Source organism: Microbulbifer elongatus (genome assembly GCF_021165935.1).
Taxonomy (GTDB): domain Bacteria; phylum Pseudomonadota; class Gammaproteobacteria; order Pseudomonadales; family Cellvibrionaceae; genus Microbulbifer; species Microbulbifer elongatus.
The window spans coordinates 1486365-1504094 of sequence record NZ_CP088953.1 but is presented as its reverse complement, the minus strand read 5'-3'; the positions used below and the strand labels follow the sequence as shown (position 1 = coordinate 1504094).

General features: G+C 59.6%; 15 protein-coding genes and 5 tRNA genes. All 20 read right to left on the bottom strand.

What is annotated here, in order from left to right; translation table 11 throughout:
• Positions 1-24: 24 nt before the first annotated feature.
• The 20 genes from rpoB to LRR79_RS05960 all read right to left on the bottom strand — a co-directional run bounded on the left by rpoB (position 25) and on the right by LRR79_RS05960 (position 17721).
• Positions 25-4098: a DNA-directed RNA polymerase subunit beta gene (gene rpoB / locus LRR79_RS06055; RefSeq protein ID WP_231759501.1), complete on the bottom strand. Its 4074-nt coding sequence runs from the start codon at positions 4096-4098 to the stop codon at positions 25-27.
• 307 nt (positions 4099-4405) lie between these two features.
• Complete coding sequence (rplL, locus tag LRR79_RS06050) at positions 4406-4777, bottom strand: 50S ribosomal protein L7/L12 (RefSeq protein WP_231759500.1); 372 nt, start codon at positions 4775-4777, stop codon at positions 4406-4408.
• 86 nt (positions 4778-4863) lie between these two features.
• A complete protein-coding gene (gene rplJ / locus LRR79_RS06045; RefSeq protein ID WP_231759499.1) occupies positions 4864-5358 on the bottom strand; it encodes a 50S ribosomal protein L10 in 495 nt (164 codons plus the stop codon).
• A gap of 302 nt (positions 5359-5660) precedes the next feature.
• On the bottom strand, positions 5661-6359 hold the full coding sequence (rplA, locus tag LRR79_RS06040; RefSeq protein WP_231759498.1) for a 50S ribosomal protein L1: 699 nt from the start codon (positions 6357-6359) through the stop codon (positions 5661-5663).
• On the bottom strand, positions 6360-6791 hold the full coding sequence (gene rplK, locus LRR79_RS06035; protein WP_043320779.1) for a 50S ribosomal protein L11: 432 nt from the start codon (positions 6789-6791) through the stop codon (positions 6360-6362).
• Positions 6792-6980: 189 nt separating this feature from the next.
• Positions 6981-7514 carry a transcription termination/antitermination protein NusG gene (gene nusG / locus LRR79_RS06030; RefSeq protein WP_078083382.1) on the bottom strand — a complete coding sequence of 178 codons (534 nt, stop codon included), beginning with the start codon at positions 7512-7514 and terminating at the stop codon, positions 6981-6983.
• 10 nt (positions 7515-7524) lie between these two features.
• On the bottom strand, positions 7525-7893 hold the full coding sequence (gene secE, locus LRR79_RS06025) for a preprotein translocase subunit SecE (RefSeq protein WP_231759497.1): 369 nt from the start codon (positions 7891-7893) through the stop codon (positions 7525-7527).
• A gap of 117 nt (positions 7894-8010) precedes the next feature.
• Positions 8011-8086, bottom strand: a tRNA-Trp gene (locus tag LRR79_RS06020).
• Positions 8087-8206: 120 nt separating this feature from the next.
• Positions 8207-9430, bottom strand: coding sequence for an elongation factor Tu (tuf, locus tag LRR79_RS06015; RefSeq protein ID WP_231759496.1), 1224 nt, complete (start codon positions 9428-9430; stop codon positions 8207-8209).
• Between the two features lie 171 nt (positions 9431-9601).
• A tRNA-Thr gene (locus LRR79_RS06010) sits at positions 9602-9676 on the bottom strand.
• A 126-nt stretch (positions 9677-9802) separates the two neighbouring features.
• A tRNA-Gly gene (locus LRR79_RS06005) sits at positions 9803-9876 on the bottom strand.
• An 81-nt stretch (positions 9877-9957) separates the two neighbouring features.
• A tRNA-Tyr gene (locus LRR79_RS06000) sits at positions 9958-10041 on the bottom strand.
• Between the two features lie 111 nt (positions 10042-10152).
• Positions 10153-10228, bottom strand: a tRNA-Thr gene (locus LRR79_RS05995).
• A 157-nt stretch (positions 10229-10385) separates the two neighbouring features.
• Positions 10386-11123 carry an SPOR domain-containing protein gene (locus LRR79_RS05990; protein ID WP_231759495.1) on the bottom strand — a complete coding sequence of 246 codons (738 nt, stop codon included), beginning with the start codon at positions 11121-11123 and terminating at the stop codon, positions 10386-10388.
• A 68-nt stretch (positions 11124-11191) separates the two neighbouring features.
• Positions 11192-11998 (bottom strand): type III pantothenate kinase, encoded by an 807-nt coding sequence (locus tag LRR79_RS05985; protein ID WP_231759494.1) that lies wholly within the window; start codon positions 11996-11998, stop codon positions 11192-11194.
• Positions 11995-13020: a bifunctional biotin--[acetyl-CoA-carboxylase] ligase/biotin operon repressor BirA gene (gene birA / locus LRR79_RS05980; RefSeq protein WP_231759493.1), complete on the bottom strand. Its 1026-nt coding sequence runs from the start codon at positions 13018-13020 to the stop codon at positions 11995-11997. The genes LRR79_RS05985 and birA overlap by 4 nt, the downstream gene beginning before the upstream one ends.
• 61 nt (positions 13021-13081) lie before the next feature.
• Positions 13082-14230, bottom strand: a complete 1149-nt coding sequence (alr, locus tag LRR79_RS05975) for an alanine racemase (protein WP_231759492.1) — start codon at positions 14228-14230, stop codon at positions 13082-13084.
• Positions 14231-14240: 10 nt separating this feature from the next.
• Positions 14241-15443 carry an ABC transporter permease gene (locus LRR79_RS05970; RefSeq protein ID WP_231759491.1) on the bottom strand — a complete coding sequence of 401 codons (1203 nt, stop codon included), beginning with the start codon at positions 15441-15443 and terminating at the stop codon, positions 14241-14243.
• On the bottom strand, positions 15440-16189 hold the full coding sequence (locus LRR79_RS05965; RefSeq protein WP_231759490.1) for an ABC transporter ATP-binding protein: 750 nt from the start codon (positions 16187-16189) through the stop codon (positions 15440-15442). The genes LRR79_RS05970 and LRR79_RS05965 overlap by 4 nt, the downstream gene beginning before the upstream one ends.
• The gene (locus tag LRR79_RS05960; protein ID WP_231759489.1) at positions 16186-17721 is read right to left on the bottom strand and encodes an alpha/beta hydrolase; all 1536 of its coding nucleotides are present in this window, start codon (positions 17719-17721) and stop codon (positions 16186-16188) included. The genes LRR79_RS05965 and LRR79_RS05960 overlap by 4 nt, the downstream gene beginning before the upstream one ends.
• Between the last annotated feature and the right edge of the window lie 9 nt (positions 17722-17730).

Sequence of the window (17730 nt, the reverse complement as noted above, 5' to 3'; positions counted from 1 at the left end):
TACTAAATCCGATTGATACCAGTGTTACTCGTTTTCCAGCTCGAAGTTCATACCCAGCGAGCGGATTTCCTTGACCAGTACGTTGAAGGATTCGGGCATGCCCGGCTCCATGCGGTGGTCGCCATCCACGATGTTCTTGTACATCTTGGTACGACCTTCCACGTCATCGGATTTGACCGTGAGCATTTCCTGCAGGGTGTAAGCGGCACCGTAAGCTTCCAGTGCCCACACCTCCATCTCACCGAAGCGCTGGCCACCGAACTGCGCCTTACCACCCAGCGGCTGCTGGGTAACCAGACTGTAGGAACCGGTAGAACGCGCGTGCATCTTGTCGTCGACCAGGTGGTTCAGCTTCAGCATGTACATGTAGCCCACAGTAACCGGACGCTCGAAGGAGTCACCGGTACGGCCGTCGTACAGAGTGATCTGACCGGAATCCGGGATGTCCGCCAGACGCAGCAGCTTCTTGATCTCCGGCTCTTGCGCACCGTCGAATACCGGAGTCGCCATGGGGACACCGCGACGCAGGTTTTCGGACATGGCGAGCACTTCCTCGTCGGACAGCGCGTCCAGCTCTTCTTTGCGGCCACCGGTGGAGTTGTAGACGTCTTCCAGGAATCCACGAATCTTCGCCGCTTCCTGCTTCTCCTTGATCATGCGATCGATCTTCACACCGAGACCTTTCGCCGCCATACCCAGGTGCATTTCCAGAACCTGACCGACGTTCATCCGCGACGGTACACCCAGCGGGTTCAGCACCACGTCCACCGGCTCACCGTTTTCGTCGTACGGCATATCTTCCACAGGCTTGATCACGGAGATCACACCCTTGTTACCGTGACGGCCGGCCATTTTGTCACCGGGCTGGATGCGACGCTTGATCGCCAGGTAGACCTTGACGATTTTGAGTACGCCTGGCGCCAGATCGTCACCGGATTCCAGTTTTTTCTTCTTGTCTTCAAACTGCTCGTCCAGCAGTTTGCGACGTTCTTTCAGCTGCGCTTCGGCTTTTTCCAGCTGCTCGTTCAGGCTGTCTTCGGTCATGCGCAGCTTGAACCAGTCTTCGCGCGGCAGGCCGGCGAGGATCTCGGCGTTCAGCACGTCGCCTTTCTTGACGCCCTTACCACCGGCAACGGTTTGACCGTCCAAAGCCGCCGCCAGACGCTCGAAGGTTGCACCTTCGACGATGCGGTACTCTTCGTTCAGGTCCTTGCGCACTTCGTCCAGCTGGGCCTTCTCGATGGCGAGGGAGCGCTGGTCTTTCTGCAGACCATCGCGGGTGAAGACCTGTACGTCGATCACGGTACCGCGGGTGCCGGAAGGCGCACGCAGAGAAGTGTCTTTTACGTCGGAGGCCTTCTCACCGAAGATCGCACGCAGCAGTTTTTCTTCCGGGGTCAGCTGGGCTTCGCCTTTCGGGGTCACCTTACCCACCAGAATATCGCCAGCGCCCACTTCCGCACCGATGTACACGATGCCGGACTCATCCAGCTTGTTCAGCGCAGACTCGCCCACGTTGGGAATATCCGAGGTGATTTCCTCACTGCCCAGCTTGGTATCACGGGCAATACAGGTCAGCTCCTGGATATGGATAGTGGTGAAGCGGTCTTCCTGAACCACGCGCTCGGAGACGAGGATGGAGTCCTCGAAGTTGTAGCCGTTCCACGGCATGAACGCGATGCGCATATTCTGGCCCAGAGCCAGCTCACCCAGATCGACAGACGGGCCGTCGGCCAGGATGTCACCGCGGGCAACCACGTCGCCGGTCTTTACGATCGGGCGCTGGTTGATGCAGGTGTTCTGGTTGGAGCGGGTGTACTTGGTGAGACCGTACAGATCCACACCCGCATCACCGGCTTCCACCTCGTCGTCGTGCACGCGCACAACCACGCGGCTGGCATCGACGCGCTCAATCACACCGCCGCGCTTGGCCACGATACAGACACCGGAGTCGCGCGCTACGGTGCGCTCCATGCCGGTGCCCACCAGCGGTTTCTCAGCGCGCAGGGTCGGAACCGCCTGACGCTGCATGTTCGATCCCATCAATGCGCGGTTGGCGTCATCGTGTTCCAGGAACGGAATCATTGCCGCGGCAACAGACACAACCTGACGGGCGGACACGTCCATATACTGGATTTCGTCCGGGGTCTTCAGGGTAAATTCGTACTGGTGGCGCACGCTGACCAGGTCATCGGTAAAACGACCGTTCTCGTCCACCGCAGCAGACGCCTGTGCCACCACGTAATTGGCTTCGTTGATCGCAGACAGGTACTCGATTTCGTCGGTTACCTGACCGTCAACCACCTTGCGGTACGGGCTTTCCAGGAAGCCGTAGTGGTTGGCGCGGGCATAGGTGGCCAGAGAGTTGATCAGACCGATGTTCGGACCTTCCGGTGTTTCAATCGGACATACACGGCCGTAGTGGGTCGGGTGCACGTCGCGCACCTCAAAGCCCGCACGCTCACGGATCAGGCCACCCGGGCCCAACGCGGAAACGCGGCGCTTGTGGGTAACTTCCGACAGCGGGTTGTTCTGGTCCATAAACTGGGACAGCTGGGAGGAACCGAAGAATTCCTTCACCGCAGCGGCCACCGGTTTGGCGTTGATCAGGTCCTGCGGCATCAGGCCTTCGGACTCGGCCATGGACAGGCGCTCTTTTACCGCACGCTCTACACGTACCAGACCGACGCGGAATTGGTTTTCCGCCATCTCACCCACGGAACGCACACGACGGTTACCCAGGTGGTCGATATCGTCCACCATGCCGCGACCGTTACGGATCTCGATCAGGGTCTTCAGAACATCGACGATGTCTTCTTTACTCAGAGTGCCCTGGCCAGTCTCGTCTTCGCGATTCAGGCGGCGGTTGAACTTCATGCGACCAACCGCAGACAGGTCATAGCGCTCGTCGGAGAAGAACAGATTCTCGAACAGAGACTCTGCAGACTCCTTGGTGGGCGGCTCGCCCGGGCGCATCATGCGGTAGATTTCCACCAGCGCTTCCAGCTCGGTACGGGAAGGGTCGGCGCGCAGGGTGTCGGAAATGAACGGACCACAATCCAGATCGTTGGTGTACAGCGTCTCGATGGTCTGAACATTCAGGATGCGCAGCTTGGTGACCACTTCTTCGGTGATCTCGGCATTCGCCTCTACCACTACCTCACCGGTGGAGTCGTCGATCACGTCATGGGCCAGTACGCGGCCGTACAGGTAGGAAATCGGCGCTTCCAGCTTTTCGACACCAGCCTTTTCCAGCTGACGGATGTGACGCGGAGTAATGCGGCGGCCTTCTTCAACAATCACCTTGCCGTTGCCGTCCTTGATGTCGAAGGAGGCAACGTCACCGCGCAGGCGGGACGGAATCAGCTCGAGGCTGACGGTTTCGTCGTTCAGGGTGAACTTGCTGGTGTCGAAGAACATTTCCAGCATTTCCTGGGAGCTATAACCCAGGGCGCGCAGCAGGATGGTTGCCGGCAGCTTACGACGACGGTCGATACGTACGTAGACCAGGTCCTTCGGATCGAATTCGAAATCCAGCCAGGAGCCGCGGTAAGGAATCACTCGCGCGGCGTAGAGCAGCTTACCGGAGGAGTGGGTCTTGCCTTTGTCGTGATCGAAGAATACACCCGGGGAGCGGTGCAGCTGGGATACGATTACGCGCTCGGTACCGTTAATCACGAAGGTACCGTTTTCGGTCATGAGCGGAATCTCGCCCATGTACACTTCCTGTTCCTTGATGTCCTTGATGGACTTATTCGCTGATTCTTTATCGTAAATAATCAGGCGAACACGTACACGCAGCGGGCAGGCGTAGGTCACACCGCGCAGGGTACATTCCTTGACATCGAAGGCGGGTTTGCCGAGTGTGTAGCTCACATACTCCAGAGCGGCGTTGCCAGAGTAGCTGACAATCGGAAATACAGACTTGAACGCAGCCTGCAGGCCGATATCCAGGCGCTCATCCGGGCGCGTGTCGGCCTGAGTAAATTTGCGATACGATTCCAGCTGTATCGCAAGCAGGAAAGGCACGTCCATGACCTTAGGCAGTTTGCCAAAATCCTTGCGGATACGTTTTTTCTCAGTGTATGAGTAAGCCATTCATATTCCCCAGCTTGATCGGTGACAAGACTTCATCAGAACTGCGGTCAGATTTCTGACAGTACGCAGTCCATCCGGGCGAGAAGTCTCTGCACATTGCGCTACGCTTATGGAAGTGACCAAAAAACGTACCACTCTGAGCGCAAACCTCTCGGTTTGTTTGCCGTTTACCTTGTGAAACGCTCTGCGCCAGTGGCGCAAAAAAGCCCCATGCCGCAAACGGCAAAAAGGCCGGCGGACAAATATCCACCAGCCTTTCCGCCAACCGCTGAATCAATCGCGGTTGGCGGCCATTGGTAAAACCGAATTACTTCAGTTCTACGGTAGCGCCAGCTTCTTCCAGCTGCGCTTTGGCTTCTTCGGCCTCTTCTTTGGTAGCGCCTTCTTTCAGCGGGCTTGGAGCGCCGTCTACCAGAGCTTTGGCTTCTTTCAGGCCCAGACCAGTGATGCCGCGAACAGCCTTGATCACGTTCACTTTCTTGTCGCCAGCGCTTGCCAGGATTACGTCGAAAGAGTCTTTCTCTTCTGCAGCAGCTTCGCCGCCAGCAGCGCCACCGGCAACAACAGCAGCCGCTGCGGTTACGCCGAATTTCTCTTCCATTGCTTCGATCAGCTCAACAACGTCCTTAACGGACATTTCGGCGATCGCATTGATGATATCTTCTTTAGTCAGAGACATGAGTTAGTACCTGATTTCGTGTGAGCAGGAAACTGCTCGTAATTTCTTTAAAAGTGGAAAACTGCCATTTCGCTTTTGCGAAACAATTACGCAGCTTCCTGCTCTTTTTGGTCGCGAACGGCCGCAATAGTGCGAACCAGTTTGCCAGCAGAGGCTTCTTTCATGCAGCTCATCAGCTTAGCGATTGCTTCATCGTAAGTCGGCAGGCTTGCCAACAGAGCGATGTCAGTCGCTACGCCTTCGAAGGCGGCACCTTTCAGCTCCAGCTTTTCATTGTCTTTCGCGAACGCCTTCAGGATGCGCGCGCCGGCACCCGGGTGTTCGTTGGAGAAAGCAATGATGCTGGGACCGACGAATTTCTCGATGAGACATTCGAATTCGGTACCGGCCAGAGCGCGACGCGCCAGAGTATTGCGGACGACTTTCAACCAAACGCCGTTCTCGCGAGCCTCTTTGCGCAGGGCAGTCATGTCATTCACGGTTACGCCACGGGAATCCGCAACAACCGCAGACAGAGCACCCTCAGCAGCCTGCTGGACTTCCGCGACAATCGCTTTCTTGTCTACGAGTCCAATAGCCATAGTGTCACTCCTGGATTTGAATGAAGGCCGGGAACACCATGTAAACCCGGCCCGTTCCGGTGCTTAAAGCTCAAATCCAGTAAAAATACTGGTTTGGGCACACCGTCTGCGTAGGCTCGCTCCCTTCGGTTCAGGACCTAGTGGCCACTTGGCCAGAGAGCGGATTAAGCGGGGACATTTAAACCTCAAACACCCACCGCACCTACGGTCTTTGACGGCCCGTCGCCCCATCTGGAAACAACCCCAGCAGCGCGACGAACCCCAAAGTTCTTTTTACTGAACGCAGTGAATCCCCTCGGGAATTACTTAACGTCCAGAGAAGCCTGATCCAGAGTCAGACCCGGGCCCATAGTGGTGCTCAGGGTGATCTTTTTCAGGTATACGCCTTTCGCGGAAGCCGGCTTGGCCTTTTTCAGGTCAGCAACCAGCGCTTCCAGGTTCTCTTTCAGAGCCTTGGCGTCAAAGCTAACTTTGCCGATACCGCCGTGAATGATGCCGCCTTTGTCAGCGCGGAAACGCACCTGACCAGCCTTGGCATTCTTAACCGCAGTCGCAACGTCCGGGGTTACGGTGCCGGTTTTCGGGTTCGGCATCAGGCCGCGTGGACCGAGGATCTGGCCCAGCTGGCCTACAACGCGCATGGCGTCCGGAGAAGCCACGACCACGTCGAAATCCATCTTGCCGGCTTTCACTTCTGCGGCCAGCTCGTCCATGCCTACAACATCGGCGCCCGCTTCTTTCGCGGCGTCGGCGTTGGCACCCTGGGTGAATACAGCAACGCGTACGTCTTTACCGGTACCGTGCGGCAGAGTGGTCGCACCGCGAACAGCCTGGTCGGATTTACGCGGATCGATACCCAGGTTGATGGCAGCATCAACGGTTTCGGAGAACTTAACGTTGGAGAACTCTTTCAGCAGCGCGACGGCTTCGTCGATACCGTAAGCTTTGCCAGCTTCCAGTTTTTCAGCCATTGCGCGCTGACGCTTGGTCAATTTAGCCACTTACAGACCCTCCACTTCGATACCGGCACTGCGAGCAGAACCCGCGATGGTGCGCACCGCTGCGTCCATATCGGAGGCAGTCAGGTCTGCTTTTTTCATTTCCACGATTTCTTCGATCTGAGCGCGGGTCACTTTACCGACTTTGTCGGTGTTCGGACGACCGGAACCACTCTTGATCTTGGCAGCCTTACGCAGCAGAACCGCGGCGGGCGGAGACTTCATGATGAAGGTGAAGGAGCGATCGCTGTATACAGAGATCACAACCGGTACCGGCAGGCCCGGCTCCAGACCTTGAGTCTGTGCGTTGAACGCTTTACAGAACTCCATGATGTTCACACCGTGCTGACCCAGAGCAGGACCAACGGGGGGACTCGGGTTGGCCTGACCGGCCTTCACTTGCAGCTTGATATAAGCTTCGATTTTCTTAGCCATTACAGCTTCCTCTTTAACTGGGTATTAACGCCTGCGCTGTACACTTGTACAAACGTGCAACGCTCGGCTCCCCTGTTTGCCCCAACCAGGCACCCATCCAGAATTCCGGAAAGAGATACTTGGTTTTCAGGGACGTGAAAGCCCCCTTCCGCTCACAGCGAAAGAGGGCCGAATCCTTTCAACTCAAATTCAGTTCTTTTCTACCTGACCGAACTCAAGCTCTACCGGTGTGGAGCGCCCGAAGATCAATACTGCCACCCGCAGGCGGCTCTTCTCGTAATTGACCTCTTCAACCACACCATTGAAGTCATTAAACGGACCATCGATAACGCGCACCATCTCGCCCGGCTCGAACAACGTCTTCGGCTTGGGCTTGTCGACGGAGTCGTCGATGCGATTCAGGATCGCCTGCGCTTCGCGGTCGGTAATCGGGGCCGGCTTATCTGCCTTGCCGCCAATAAAACCCAGCACGCGCGGGGTCTCTTTGACCAGGTGCCAGGTATCGTCATTCAGCTCCATCTCCACCAGCACGTAGCCGGGGAAAAACTTGCGCTCACTTTTGCGCTTCTGGCCGGCACGCATTTCCACCACTTCCTCGGTGGGAACCAGAACCTCACCAAAGAGGTGATCCATTTCGTGCAGCTCAATGCGCTCCTTCAGAGAAGTCTTTACGCGCTTCTCATAACCGGAGTAAGCCTGAACCACATACCAATGCTTTGCCATGGATTAACCTTTAGCCAATGATCTTGGAAGCAATCCAGCCGAGGCCGGAATCCAACGCCCACAGAATGACTGCCATCAGCAGCACAAACACCACCACAATCAGAGTGGTCTGGGTCGCTTCTTGGCGGGTCGGCCACACTACGCGGCGCACTTCATTCTGCGCCTCCCGCAACAGATTCCAGAAAGCGTTACCCTTCTCGGTCTGCACTGCGACAAATACCGCCACCAGGCAAAGCGCAACGATTGCCAATACGCGATACAGCAGGGGAATTTCGGCGTAGTAGGAATTGCCGGCAACCGCAGCGCCAACCAGCAGCACTACAAGCAGCCACTTGAGGCCGTCAAGACGAAAGGTTTTCGCCTCTACTTTAGCATTCATACGAAGAAGCCTTTAGCGCGCCTCTATACCGCAAGGCGCCTTTATTGCCAACGACCACAAAGAGCGACAGCAGTACAGGATAGCCCAACTGCAGGCCCCTTGCGGGCATCTGAAAGTTGGCAGGCCAGGAGGGACTCGAACCCCCAACAGCCGGTTTTGGAGACCGGTGCTCTACCAATTGAACTACTGGCCTGGAACACTTCCGGAGGCAGACGGCGCCACCGCCGGAAAAAATGAGGGGCGGATCATACCACCCACCCCAGCATTTGCAAGTGCGACCACCAATTCAACTGGCAATCGCACCCCACATCGATTACTCGATGATTTTAGCTACAACACCAGCACCAACGGTACGGCCACCTTCGCGGATCGCGAAGCGCAGACCTTCTTCCATGGCGATCGGAGCAATCAGAGTCACAGACATCTGAATATTGTCGCCCGGCATTACCATTTCGGTGCCTTCCGGCAGCTCAACCGCACCGGTTACGTCGGTGGTACGGAAGTAGAACTGCGGACGGTAGCCTTTGAAGAGCGGGGTGTGACGACCACCTTCGTCCTTGGACAGGATGTACACCTCACCTTCGAACTTGGTGTGCGGGGTGATGGAGCCCGGCTTCGCCAGTACCTGACCACGCTCAACTTCGTCACGCTTGGTGCCACGCAGCAGGGCGCCAATGTTCTCACCAGCACGACCTTCGTCGAGCAGCTTGCGGAACATTTCAACACCGGTACAGGTGGTTTGAGTGGTTTCTTTGATACCAACGATCTGGATTTCGTCACCAGTGTTGATAATGCCACGCTCTACACGACCAGTTACTACGGTACCGCGACCAGAGATGGAGAATACGTCTTCGATCGGCATCAGGAACGGCTGATCTACAGCGCGCTCCGGCTCCGGAATGTACTCATCCAGGGTTTCTACCAGCTTCTTAACCGCGCTGGTGCCCAGCTCGTTGTCATCTTCGCCATTCAGGGCCATCAGGGCAGAACCAGCGATGATCGGAGTGTCGTCACCCGGGAATTCGTATTGATCCAGCAGCTCGCGCAGCTCCATCTCTACCAGTTCCAGCATCTCTGCATATTCTTCAGAGCCTACGCCGCCACAGTCTTCTGCCAGCAGGTCTGCTTTGTTCAGGAATACAACGATGTAAGGTACACCTACCTGACGGGACAGCAGGATGTGCTCACGGGTCTGCGGCATAGGACCGTCAGTCGCGCCACATACCAGGATAGCGCCGTCCATCTGAGCAGCACCGGTGATCATATTCTTAACGTAGTCGGCGTGTCCCGGGCAGTCTACGTGGGCGTAGTGACGGGTCGGGGACTCGTATTCCACGTGAGAGGTCGCGATGGTGATACCACGCTCACGCTCTTCCGGAGCGTTATCGATACCGGCGAACTCAACAGCAGCGCCGCCCCACACTTCGGAACATACGCGGGTCAGCGCAGCGGTCAGGGTGGTTTTACCGTGGTCAACGTGACCAATGGTGCCCACGTTTACGTGGGGCTTGGAACGTTCAAACTTTTCTTTTCCCATTGCGGGCCTCCCAATATAAGCGTGAGCCGAACTAGCGACTATTACCAAGAACGGCTCCCATACATTCACAGACATGAGTCCGCTCGGGAGCCTGCGCACCCGGGCCGCCAAAAGACACAAAACCCGGATACAAATAGCCGCGGAGACACCAGTCACCGCGGCTACGAATAATGGAGCTCATGGGCGGATTTGAACCGCCGACCTCACCCTTACCAAGGGTGTGCTCTACCCCTGAGCTACATGAGCTTACTCCAGAAGCCAGCAGTTTCTGCCGGCGCAGACGGGGCCGCCTGCATGCGCACAACCCAGAGAGCCGAGCGACTTTAGAACCAAGCTTTTTCAAGCTTGCCAACCAGGCTCCGCACAATAAAATGGAGCGGGCAGCGGGAATCGAACCCGCATCATCAGCTTGGAAGGCTGAGGTTCTACCATTGAACTATGCCCGCGCTATCGCGTGCGATAACCTCCAGACAGAAGACCAAACAACCTCTTCCATCTTCGATGCCAGCACACAGGCATCTGAATAATGGTGCAGGGGGGTGGATTCGAACCACCGAAGCTTGCGCGTCAGATTTACAGTCTGATCCCTTTGGCCACTCGGGAACCCCTGCCCGAAAGCGGTGCGTATTTTCTACAGCGACCTTTTCGATGTCAACAAGTTTTTCCTTTAATTTCACACACTTAACTGATTTTCTTCAGCAGCCCGCGAACAGGAAGAGAGATGGAGCTGGCGAGAGGAGTCGAACCCCCGACCGGCTGATTACAAGTCAGCTGCTCTACCAACTGAGCTACGCCAGCACCTCAAAAATGAAACCCGGAGGCTCCACCCGCTTCAGGTGTTGTTGACCACCCCTGAAGTGGAGGCGGGATTCTAGGGGAAGTGATGGCGACACGCAACAGCCTGTTGTCGCTTTTCTTCACCCCGAAAGACAATTTGTTGTTCTTCGCCAGATACTTACCGATCGGCGCTGTCCTGCCGAATCTCACTGCACAGATTCTGACGCCGCTCGATATCCGGGTAGTCGAGCTGTAATTGCTGCCAGAACTCGTCGCCAATCTGCTCACCTGCACCCACCGCGGATACAGGGTCCTCATTGGTGAGCACGACCCAGCGCTCGAGATAAGTTTGCGGCTCCTCGCGAAATTCCGCGGCAAACCCGCGCTCGCGCAATTCTCTGGCGAGGGATTGCGCCCTCGCCAGCTCGGAGAAGATGCCGAAGGAGATGCCATTTTCCAGCGACCCCTTCGGGATCACGTAGCTGTCGATACCCGCCGCCTGCAGCTCACGCAGCTTGCGAAAGGCCTCGCGCGTAGAATTCAGAGGTGCCAGGTAAACCCAATAGCGCATCTGCCCCTGCATCTCCACATCCCGCAGCACCGCATCCACCTGCAGCGCCTGCAGGCGCTGCGCCACGTCTTCACCCTGGTACGCCTTTTCAAAAGGCCCTACCAGAGTACACAGGGGCGCCGCCCGGGTTTGAGCACCAGCCGCCACCTCCGGCGGCGACGGCTCGGGGGGCGGGGCGACAGCCTCAAGCTCAGCGGAATCCACCTCACTGACCAGAGATATGGTGTTGACCCCAACATCCGTCGCCACCGCGGTAACCCTGGCAGCGGGAGCCTGGTCCTTGTTCAGGAACCACCCGAAAAGCCCGAGGTTCGCGATCAGCAGCAAAAAAAATATCCAGCGCATACAAGTTTTATTGGCTTAAGAGAACGTTGACAACAATGTGACTTACTCCGGGTGCCTTGCGGGCCACATCAATCCAGCGCGGCCACCGTTGCATAGGAAAGCCCTTCCATTACCAGGTCTTCCACCAGTTCCACCGGATGCCGGCACAAGGAGGCAATCAATGCGCCGTCACCACCGGTGACCAGGGTGCGCAGCGGCTCGCGGGGTCGGGGCTCCCCGGGTTTTGTTTGCGACTGCAACTGATTCCGCAGCACTTCCTGCGCGCGCTCCATTGCCCCCAGCACCATCAGCGGCAGCCCGCGATTGACCGCATCATCCGTATGGCGCCCTGGTGCCAGCGACATTCCCTCGGCAAAGGACTCCGGCACCTTTACCGCATCCGTGTCACTGAACAACGCCCGGCGCATCAAACCCAGACCAGGCACGATATACCCGCCGAGGTGCTGCCCCTCATGACCCAGCAGGTCCAGGGTGACGGCACTCCCGCAATCCATTATCAACGCCGGGGCGGTTGCCCGGCCGTGGGCCGCAAGTACCGCCAGCCAGCGGTCCACCCCCAGGCGGGAGACATCCGCATATCCACAGCAGACCCCCGCACTCTGCGGTGTCACCCGCGCAAATTCCACAGGAATCCCGAGCGCCGTGCGCAGCCGGCCGTCTATCGCCGCCCCCACCTGCGCCCCTGCCACGTTACTGCAGCGAATCCGCAGCGGGCGGTTCTGCCGCCAGCTGGCAGGCAGTTCCCGCTGCCACCATGACCCCGGAGCAAAAACACCCCGCGCAATGATATCCACAGGACCGCCCTCGGTACTGCGCACCAATCGCCACTTGCCACGGGTATTTCCCTGGTCGAGCTCCAGAATGAGGCCCGTCACAGCTTTTCCCCGCCACAGGCGCCGCCGGATACCGGGCGCAACGAGACCTCGCCGCCATGAAATACCCGCGGCTGACCGTCGATCTCCAGCAGTAGCGCGCCACTATTGTCGACCCCGCGCGCCACACCGCACCAGCGCTGCTGCGCGGCATGCACGCACACCTCGGCGTCTGCGAACTGATCCAGCGCCATCCAGGGACTGCGCCAGGGGGCGAACCCGGTTTCCGGATAAGCGGCCAGCATTGGCACCAGTTCATCCAGCATGGCTGCGACCAGAAGATTGCGGGAAATACCCGGGCGCACACGATCCAGATCGATCCACGGCTGCCCGATGGCTTCGGTTGCCGACTCCGGCAGACGCATATTCAGGCCAACGCCCACGACCACCCCACAGCGATCCGTCAGATCACCATTCAACTCCAGTAATACACCAGCGAGCTTGCGCCCACGGCACCACACATCATTGGGCCACTTCAGGCGGACGTCAGGTACATCGAATCGGGCCAGAGCCCGGGCCAGCGCCACCCCCACTGCCAGGCTCAACCCTTCCAGCCGCTGCACACCGCCACTGAACTGCCAGCCGATAGAGAGACTGACCCCGGCAGCAAACGGGCTGAGCCACTGGCGCCCCCGCCGGCCACGCCCTGCGGTCTGTTGCTCAGCGAGCACCACCAGGCCGTGCCCCTGCCCGCTATCGAGTGCCGCGAGCACCTGCGCATTGGTGGAATCCAGCTGGTCGCAGACACTCAGTTGCGCAAGCTGCTCCACCGCGACCGGTGCCAGCGCCGCGCGAATCTGCTCCGGGTCCAGCAAATCCAATCCGCCCGGGAGGCGATATCCACGCCCCTTTACCGACTCGATCTGCAGACCGAAGGCCTCGAGCTTTTGCAGCTGTTTCCACACCGCCGCGCGACTCACTCCCAGCACCTCGCCGAGCGTCTCTCCGGAGTGCACCTCACCATCGGCCAACTGCTCCAGCAGGGGGCGCAAGGCGCCCAGTGTGGCGTGTTGCTGCAAGCTCAAGGGAATACCTCCAGGTAAACCAAATCGACGGGGCATTATATCGGCAGTCGCGCGCCGGGGCTCACCCGCCCAGATAACGCCGAAAGTAGCGGGAGCCGAGGGAGGTCAGAATTTCATAGCCAATGGTACCGGCTGCTGTGCCCATATGGTCCACGGTGAGGGAGTCATTGAGGACTTCGATAATTTCCAGCTGATCCCGCTCGCCGGCACTAAGCGCGGAGATATCAAAGACCGAGGTATCCATGGAAACGCGCCCCACCATCGGGACTTCAATTCGGCGACCGCCGATCACCGCGCAACCGCGCCCGCGGCCACTTTGCGTACGCAAGATGCCATCGGCGTAGCCCCCGCGCACCACCGCCAACCAGCTGCCGGCAGCAACCGTCTGAGTAGCCCCATAACCCACCGCGCAGGTCTCGACCACGGCACGCTTCTGCAGTACCGGCAGGCGCAGCGTCACTACCGCGGACATGGGGTTACCCTGAGGGGGAGTTGGGTTGACGCCATACAGCGAGGAGCCCGGGCGCACCAGATCAAAGTGGTACTCCTCACCCAGGAAAATACCGGAGGAGTTGGCGAAGCTGGCACGGACTTCCGGGCAGTGCGCGCGCAAACGTGAAAGGTAATCGTTGAAGCGGTCGAGCTGCGATCGGTTTTGCGGGTGAGAGGCATCATCGGCGCAGGCCAGGTGGCTCAGCAGCATCTGGATATTGGCCCGCGCCAGCAGAGTCTGGTCCCCCAGCAGCTGATCGAATTCCGCTGCAGTCATGCCCAACCGGGTCATACCCGTATCAATTTTCAGCACGCAGGGCGCCGCACGGCCATCGTCTGCAGTGGCGGCATACCAGCGCGCCAACTGTTCAAGGGTTACCAGTACCGGAGTCAGATCCGCCGCTCTACAGGCCGCTTCACAGCCGGGGCGCACGCCGGCCAGCAGATAAATTTTTGGCGCAGCATGCTCAGCGTGACGCTGGAACACCTCCCGCAGCTCGAGCCCCTCGGCAAGGGTGGCAACAAAAAACTCCCCACAGCCGGCGCGGTACAGGGGCGGCGCCACCTGTGCCATGCCGAGGCCGTAGGCGTCCGCCTTGACCACTGCCGCACACTGGCTGTCCGGTGAGACTACCTCGCGCAGGCGCCGGTAATTTCCTACCACCGCGCCCAGGTCAATACTCAGCAATCCTTCGTGCTCTTGTTCCGTAATAGACACCGTCACCTCGTTAACCGGCAGAAAGCAGGGACTCCCGGCGCAGCGCCCGCGCACCGGTGGCGACCGCCGCCGCAACAAACATCAGCGTGACTGCAGAACCGGCCAGCATCCAGGGCAGCGACACCGCCTCCCCCACCAGAAGACCTTTGAGCCACTGCTGATGTCCGATCAGCGGCAGCAATTGCCAGCTGTCCGCCAGGCTGACCTGAGCCATGTCCAGGCCCATCAGCAGCACCAGCGGGGCTATCTGCAGAATACTCAGCTGGGTCTGCGCATCCTTGAAAGACTGCGAGCGCAGCGCCAGCAGAATCTGCAGTACTGCCACCAGCAGCGCCAGCGGAAGCAGCAACAACCCCATGCTGATCACCCCGGGTACCGTGGTGGCCTGCTGAATCCCCAGCTCTGCCAGCGGCATCACCGGCATCAGCGCCACCAGCGCAGCGATCGCCATCAACGCACCCAACCAGCCAAGGCTCGCCACCGCCAGCATCTTGGCGGTGATGATCTGCCACGCGGGCAGCGGCTGCAGCAGCAGGGTTTCCATACTCAGGCGCTCCCGCTCACCGGCGGAAGTATCCACCGAGGTGGCCAGGCTCGCCACGAACAGCGTCAGAATCAGCAGCCCTGGCACCATTGCCAGCAACAGAGCCCCCCGTGCGGAAGGCGTGCTGACATCCCGGGTTTCCAGTTTCCAGGGAGCCAGTACCTGCTGCGCCACCCCTCGCGCCGCCAGCCGCTGTGTCACCACCATCTGCTGCAGCCCGGCCAGGCGCTCCTGCAGCTGGCGCTGGGCACGGCCGGCATCGGTACTGGAGGTATCGACATAGAGATATAGCGGCGGCGCGCGGAAGTCCCGGTAGCGCTGGGCGAAGTCATCGGCGAACGCCAGCACCAGATGATAGTCCTGCGCCAGTAGCTCACGGGGATCACCGCTGTCCAGGCGGTCGATCTCGACCCCGGGTCCGCGCAGCCGCTCCGCCATCAGCGGAGCCTGTTCGCTGCCAAGGATCGCAACCCGGGTGACCTCTTCCGACTTTTTCTTGATCATAAACATCGAGCCACCGGCCATCATTGCCGGAAACATCAAGGCGAAACTCACCGCCATGACCAGTGCCCGACGGTCTCGCCACGCCTCCAGAAACTCTTTGCGCAACAGCGGCGACATCCTCTGCAGGAGACCGATACGCGGGGTGGACTTTCTCTGTGCGCTCATACCAGTACCTCCTCTGCCTGGGACGGTCGCTCGCCATAGGCCAGTGCCACAAAGCTGTCCTCCAGACTGTTGCAGCCGGTTTGCTGCAACAGCTCCTCCGGAGTGCCACGGCCCACAATCCGCCCCTGCGACATCACCAGTACACGGTCGGAAAGCTCCGCCACTTCCGGCATCACATGGCTTGAAAACAGGATGGCAGTACCGGCCGCACGCAGGCGCAACAGAGTGCGGCGCAACAGGCGTACCGCAAGTACGTCGAGACCGCGCGTGGGCTCATCGAGAATCAGATGCTGCGGGCGATGCACCAGAGCCCGGGCCAGCGAAACCTTCATCCGCTCCCCCTGGGAAAAGCCTCCCATACGACGCTGCCACAGGGCGTGCAGCTCCAGCTCCTCGCAGATCGATTCCAGTGCCTGGGTCAGTTGAGAGCCGGACAAGCCCTGCATACGTGCGAAAATATCCAGATATTCCGCTACGGTCAGGCGCTCATACAGCCCTTCCCGGTCCCCCACGACACCGAGCTGCCGGCGCACCCCCTGGGGGTCCAGAGCCGGGTCCAGACCACCCACCAGCACCTGGCCGCGCTCAGCGCCCAGCAATCCACACACAATACGCAGACAGCTGGTTTTACCCGCACCGTTGGCACCGAGCAGCGCGGTAATGCGACCGTCCGGCACGTCAAAGCTGAGGTCGCGCAGCACCGGCTGGCCGGCAAACGACTTACTGATACCTTCCACACGAATCACGGCTGCTCTCCCTTCCGCGTAGCGGCGCTCTGCGCCGCTTCATCCCGGGCCACCTGCGGCATCTGCGGCGGCGCGAATTCTGGGCCGAACGGCGCCGCCATAAAAGGCGGGCGCTGGATATCAGCCACACAGCGCTGATCCAGCGCGGCGCTCTCACCATCCAGGAATTCCAGAATCAGATCGGGAATACAGCCTCGCGCGCTATTGATATGCCCTCCGCCGGGCACGATCAGATGTTGGGAATTTTCCAGATATCCCAGCGCCTCTTCCGCGTAATGCGGTGGCGTGATCGGGTCGGCACTGCCGGAGATCAGCAGTACCGGGTGGGCCCGAGGCTCACTGGGGGCATAGTCACGCGGGGGCACCGGCCATTTCGCGCAGCCGTGTATAAAGGGTTGCAGAAAGGCATTGCCGAGAAAGGTGCCGGCACTGTCTGCCGCGATTTCGTCTTCGCTGATGCGCTGCATTTCCTCCGCACAGGCAACGGAAAACGTCAGCCCCATGGCCATGCCGCCTTCCATCGCGGCAAACAGCCCCACGATTCCGGCAAGCGGCATCAGGTTACCCTGGGCAGCCTGGTCCACCGCAAACGGCAGCTGCGCCGCCGCGCCCGGATCGTAGAGGGCAGTGCGCACCGCGTTGGCCAGCACCCACCCTTCCACGGGCTCCTGTGACGGAAAGCCGGTAAACGGATCCGGGAAACTCACTGCGCGGGCCCGATCCCAGGTTGCAAGTATCTGATCGAGCGCCGCACGCCAGTCGCCAAATTCGCGGCACACCGGATCCTCGGCACAGTCTTGTTCCAGCTGCCGCAGAGCGGACTCGGCTTCCTGCGCCGTCAGAAACACCTTGCTTTCTATGGGGGCTACGCCGTCCAGCACCAGGCTGACCAGGGAATCCGGGTACCACTGCTGGTACAGCAGTGCTGTACGCGTGCCCCAGGAACCACCCCACAGGCTGATTTTGTCGTGCCCCAATGCCTTGCGGACCTGTTCCAGGTCTTCCACAGTCTGGCGACTATGCAGCGTCAGCGGGCGCTCCGCCGCGCGGGTATAACATTGCGCGATGAGTTCGGAAAAGTGCTGCAGGTCCGCTGGTGGAGAGTCGCTGATACCGCAATCAAATACATCCGACAGACCGGCGCCGCGGCGATCCACAAACACCACGTCGCGCTCGCGGTTGATTTTGCGCAGCGGGTTGAGCAGGCGTACCAGATCCGACGCCGCCTGTCCCGGGCCGCCAGCGAGCATATACAGGGGCTCGCGCTGGCCGCCATTCAGCGCCGGCGCCACCAGTACCGCAAGCTCTGCCCCCTGCCCGGCCTGTGGGCCAGTAACCGGTACCCGGTAACAGTGCAGCGCATCGGACCAGCCGCTGCCATAGCAGGGCTCCGATACCAGCGGCGCCTGCAGCAGTGGTGCACCACTGGACTGCTCGGGCTGTTCAGCCCCGGCACTGCTGCCCAGCACCCCCATGGCGGCCGCCAAAAACAGCGGTTTCAATCGGTTTACTATTCTTTTCTGCTTCGACATCGGTCACTC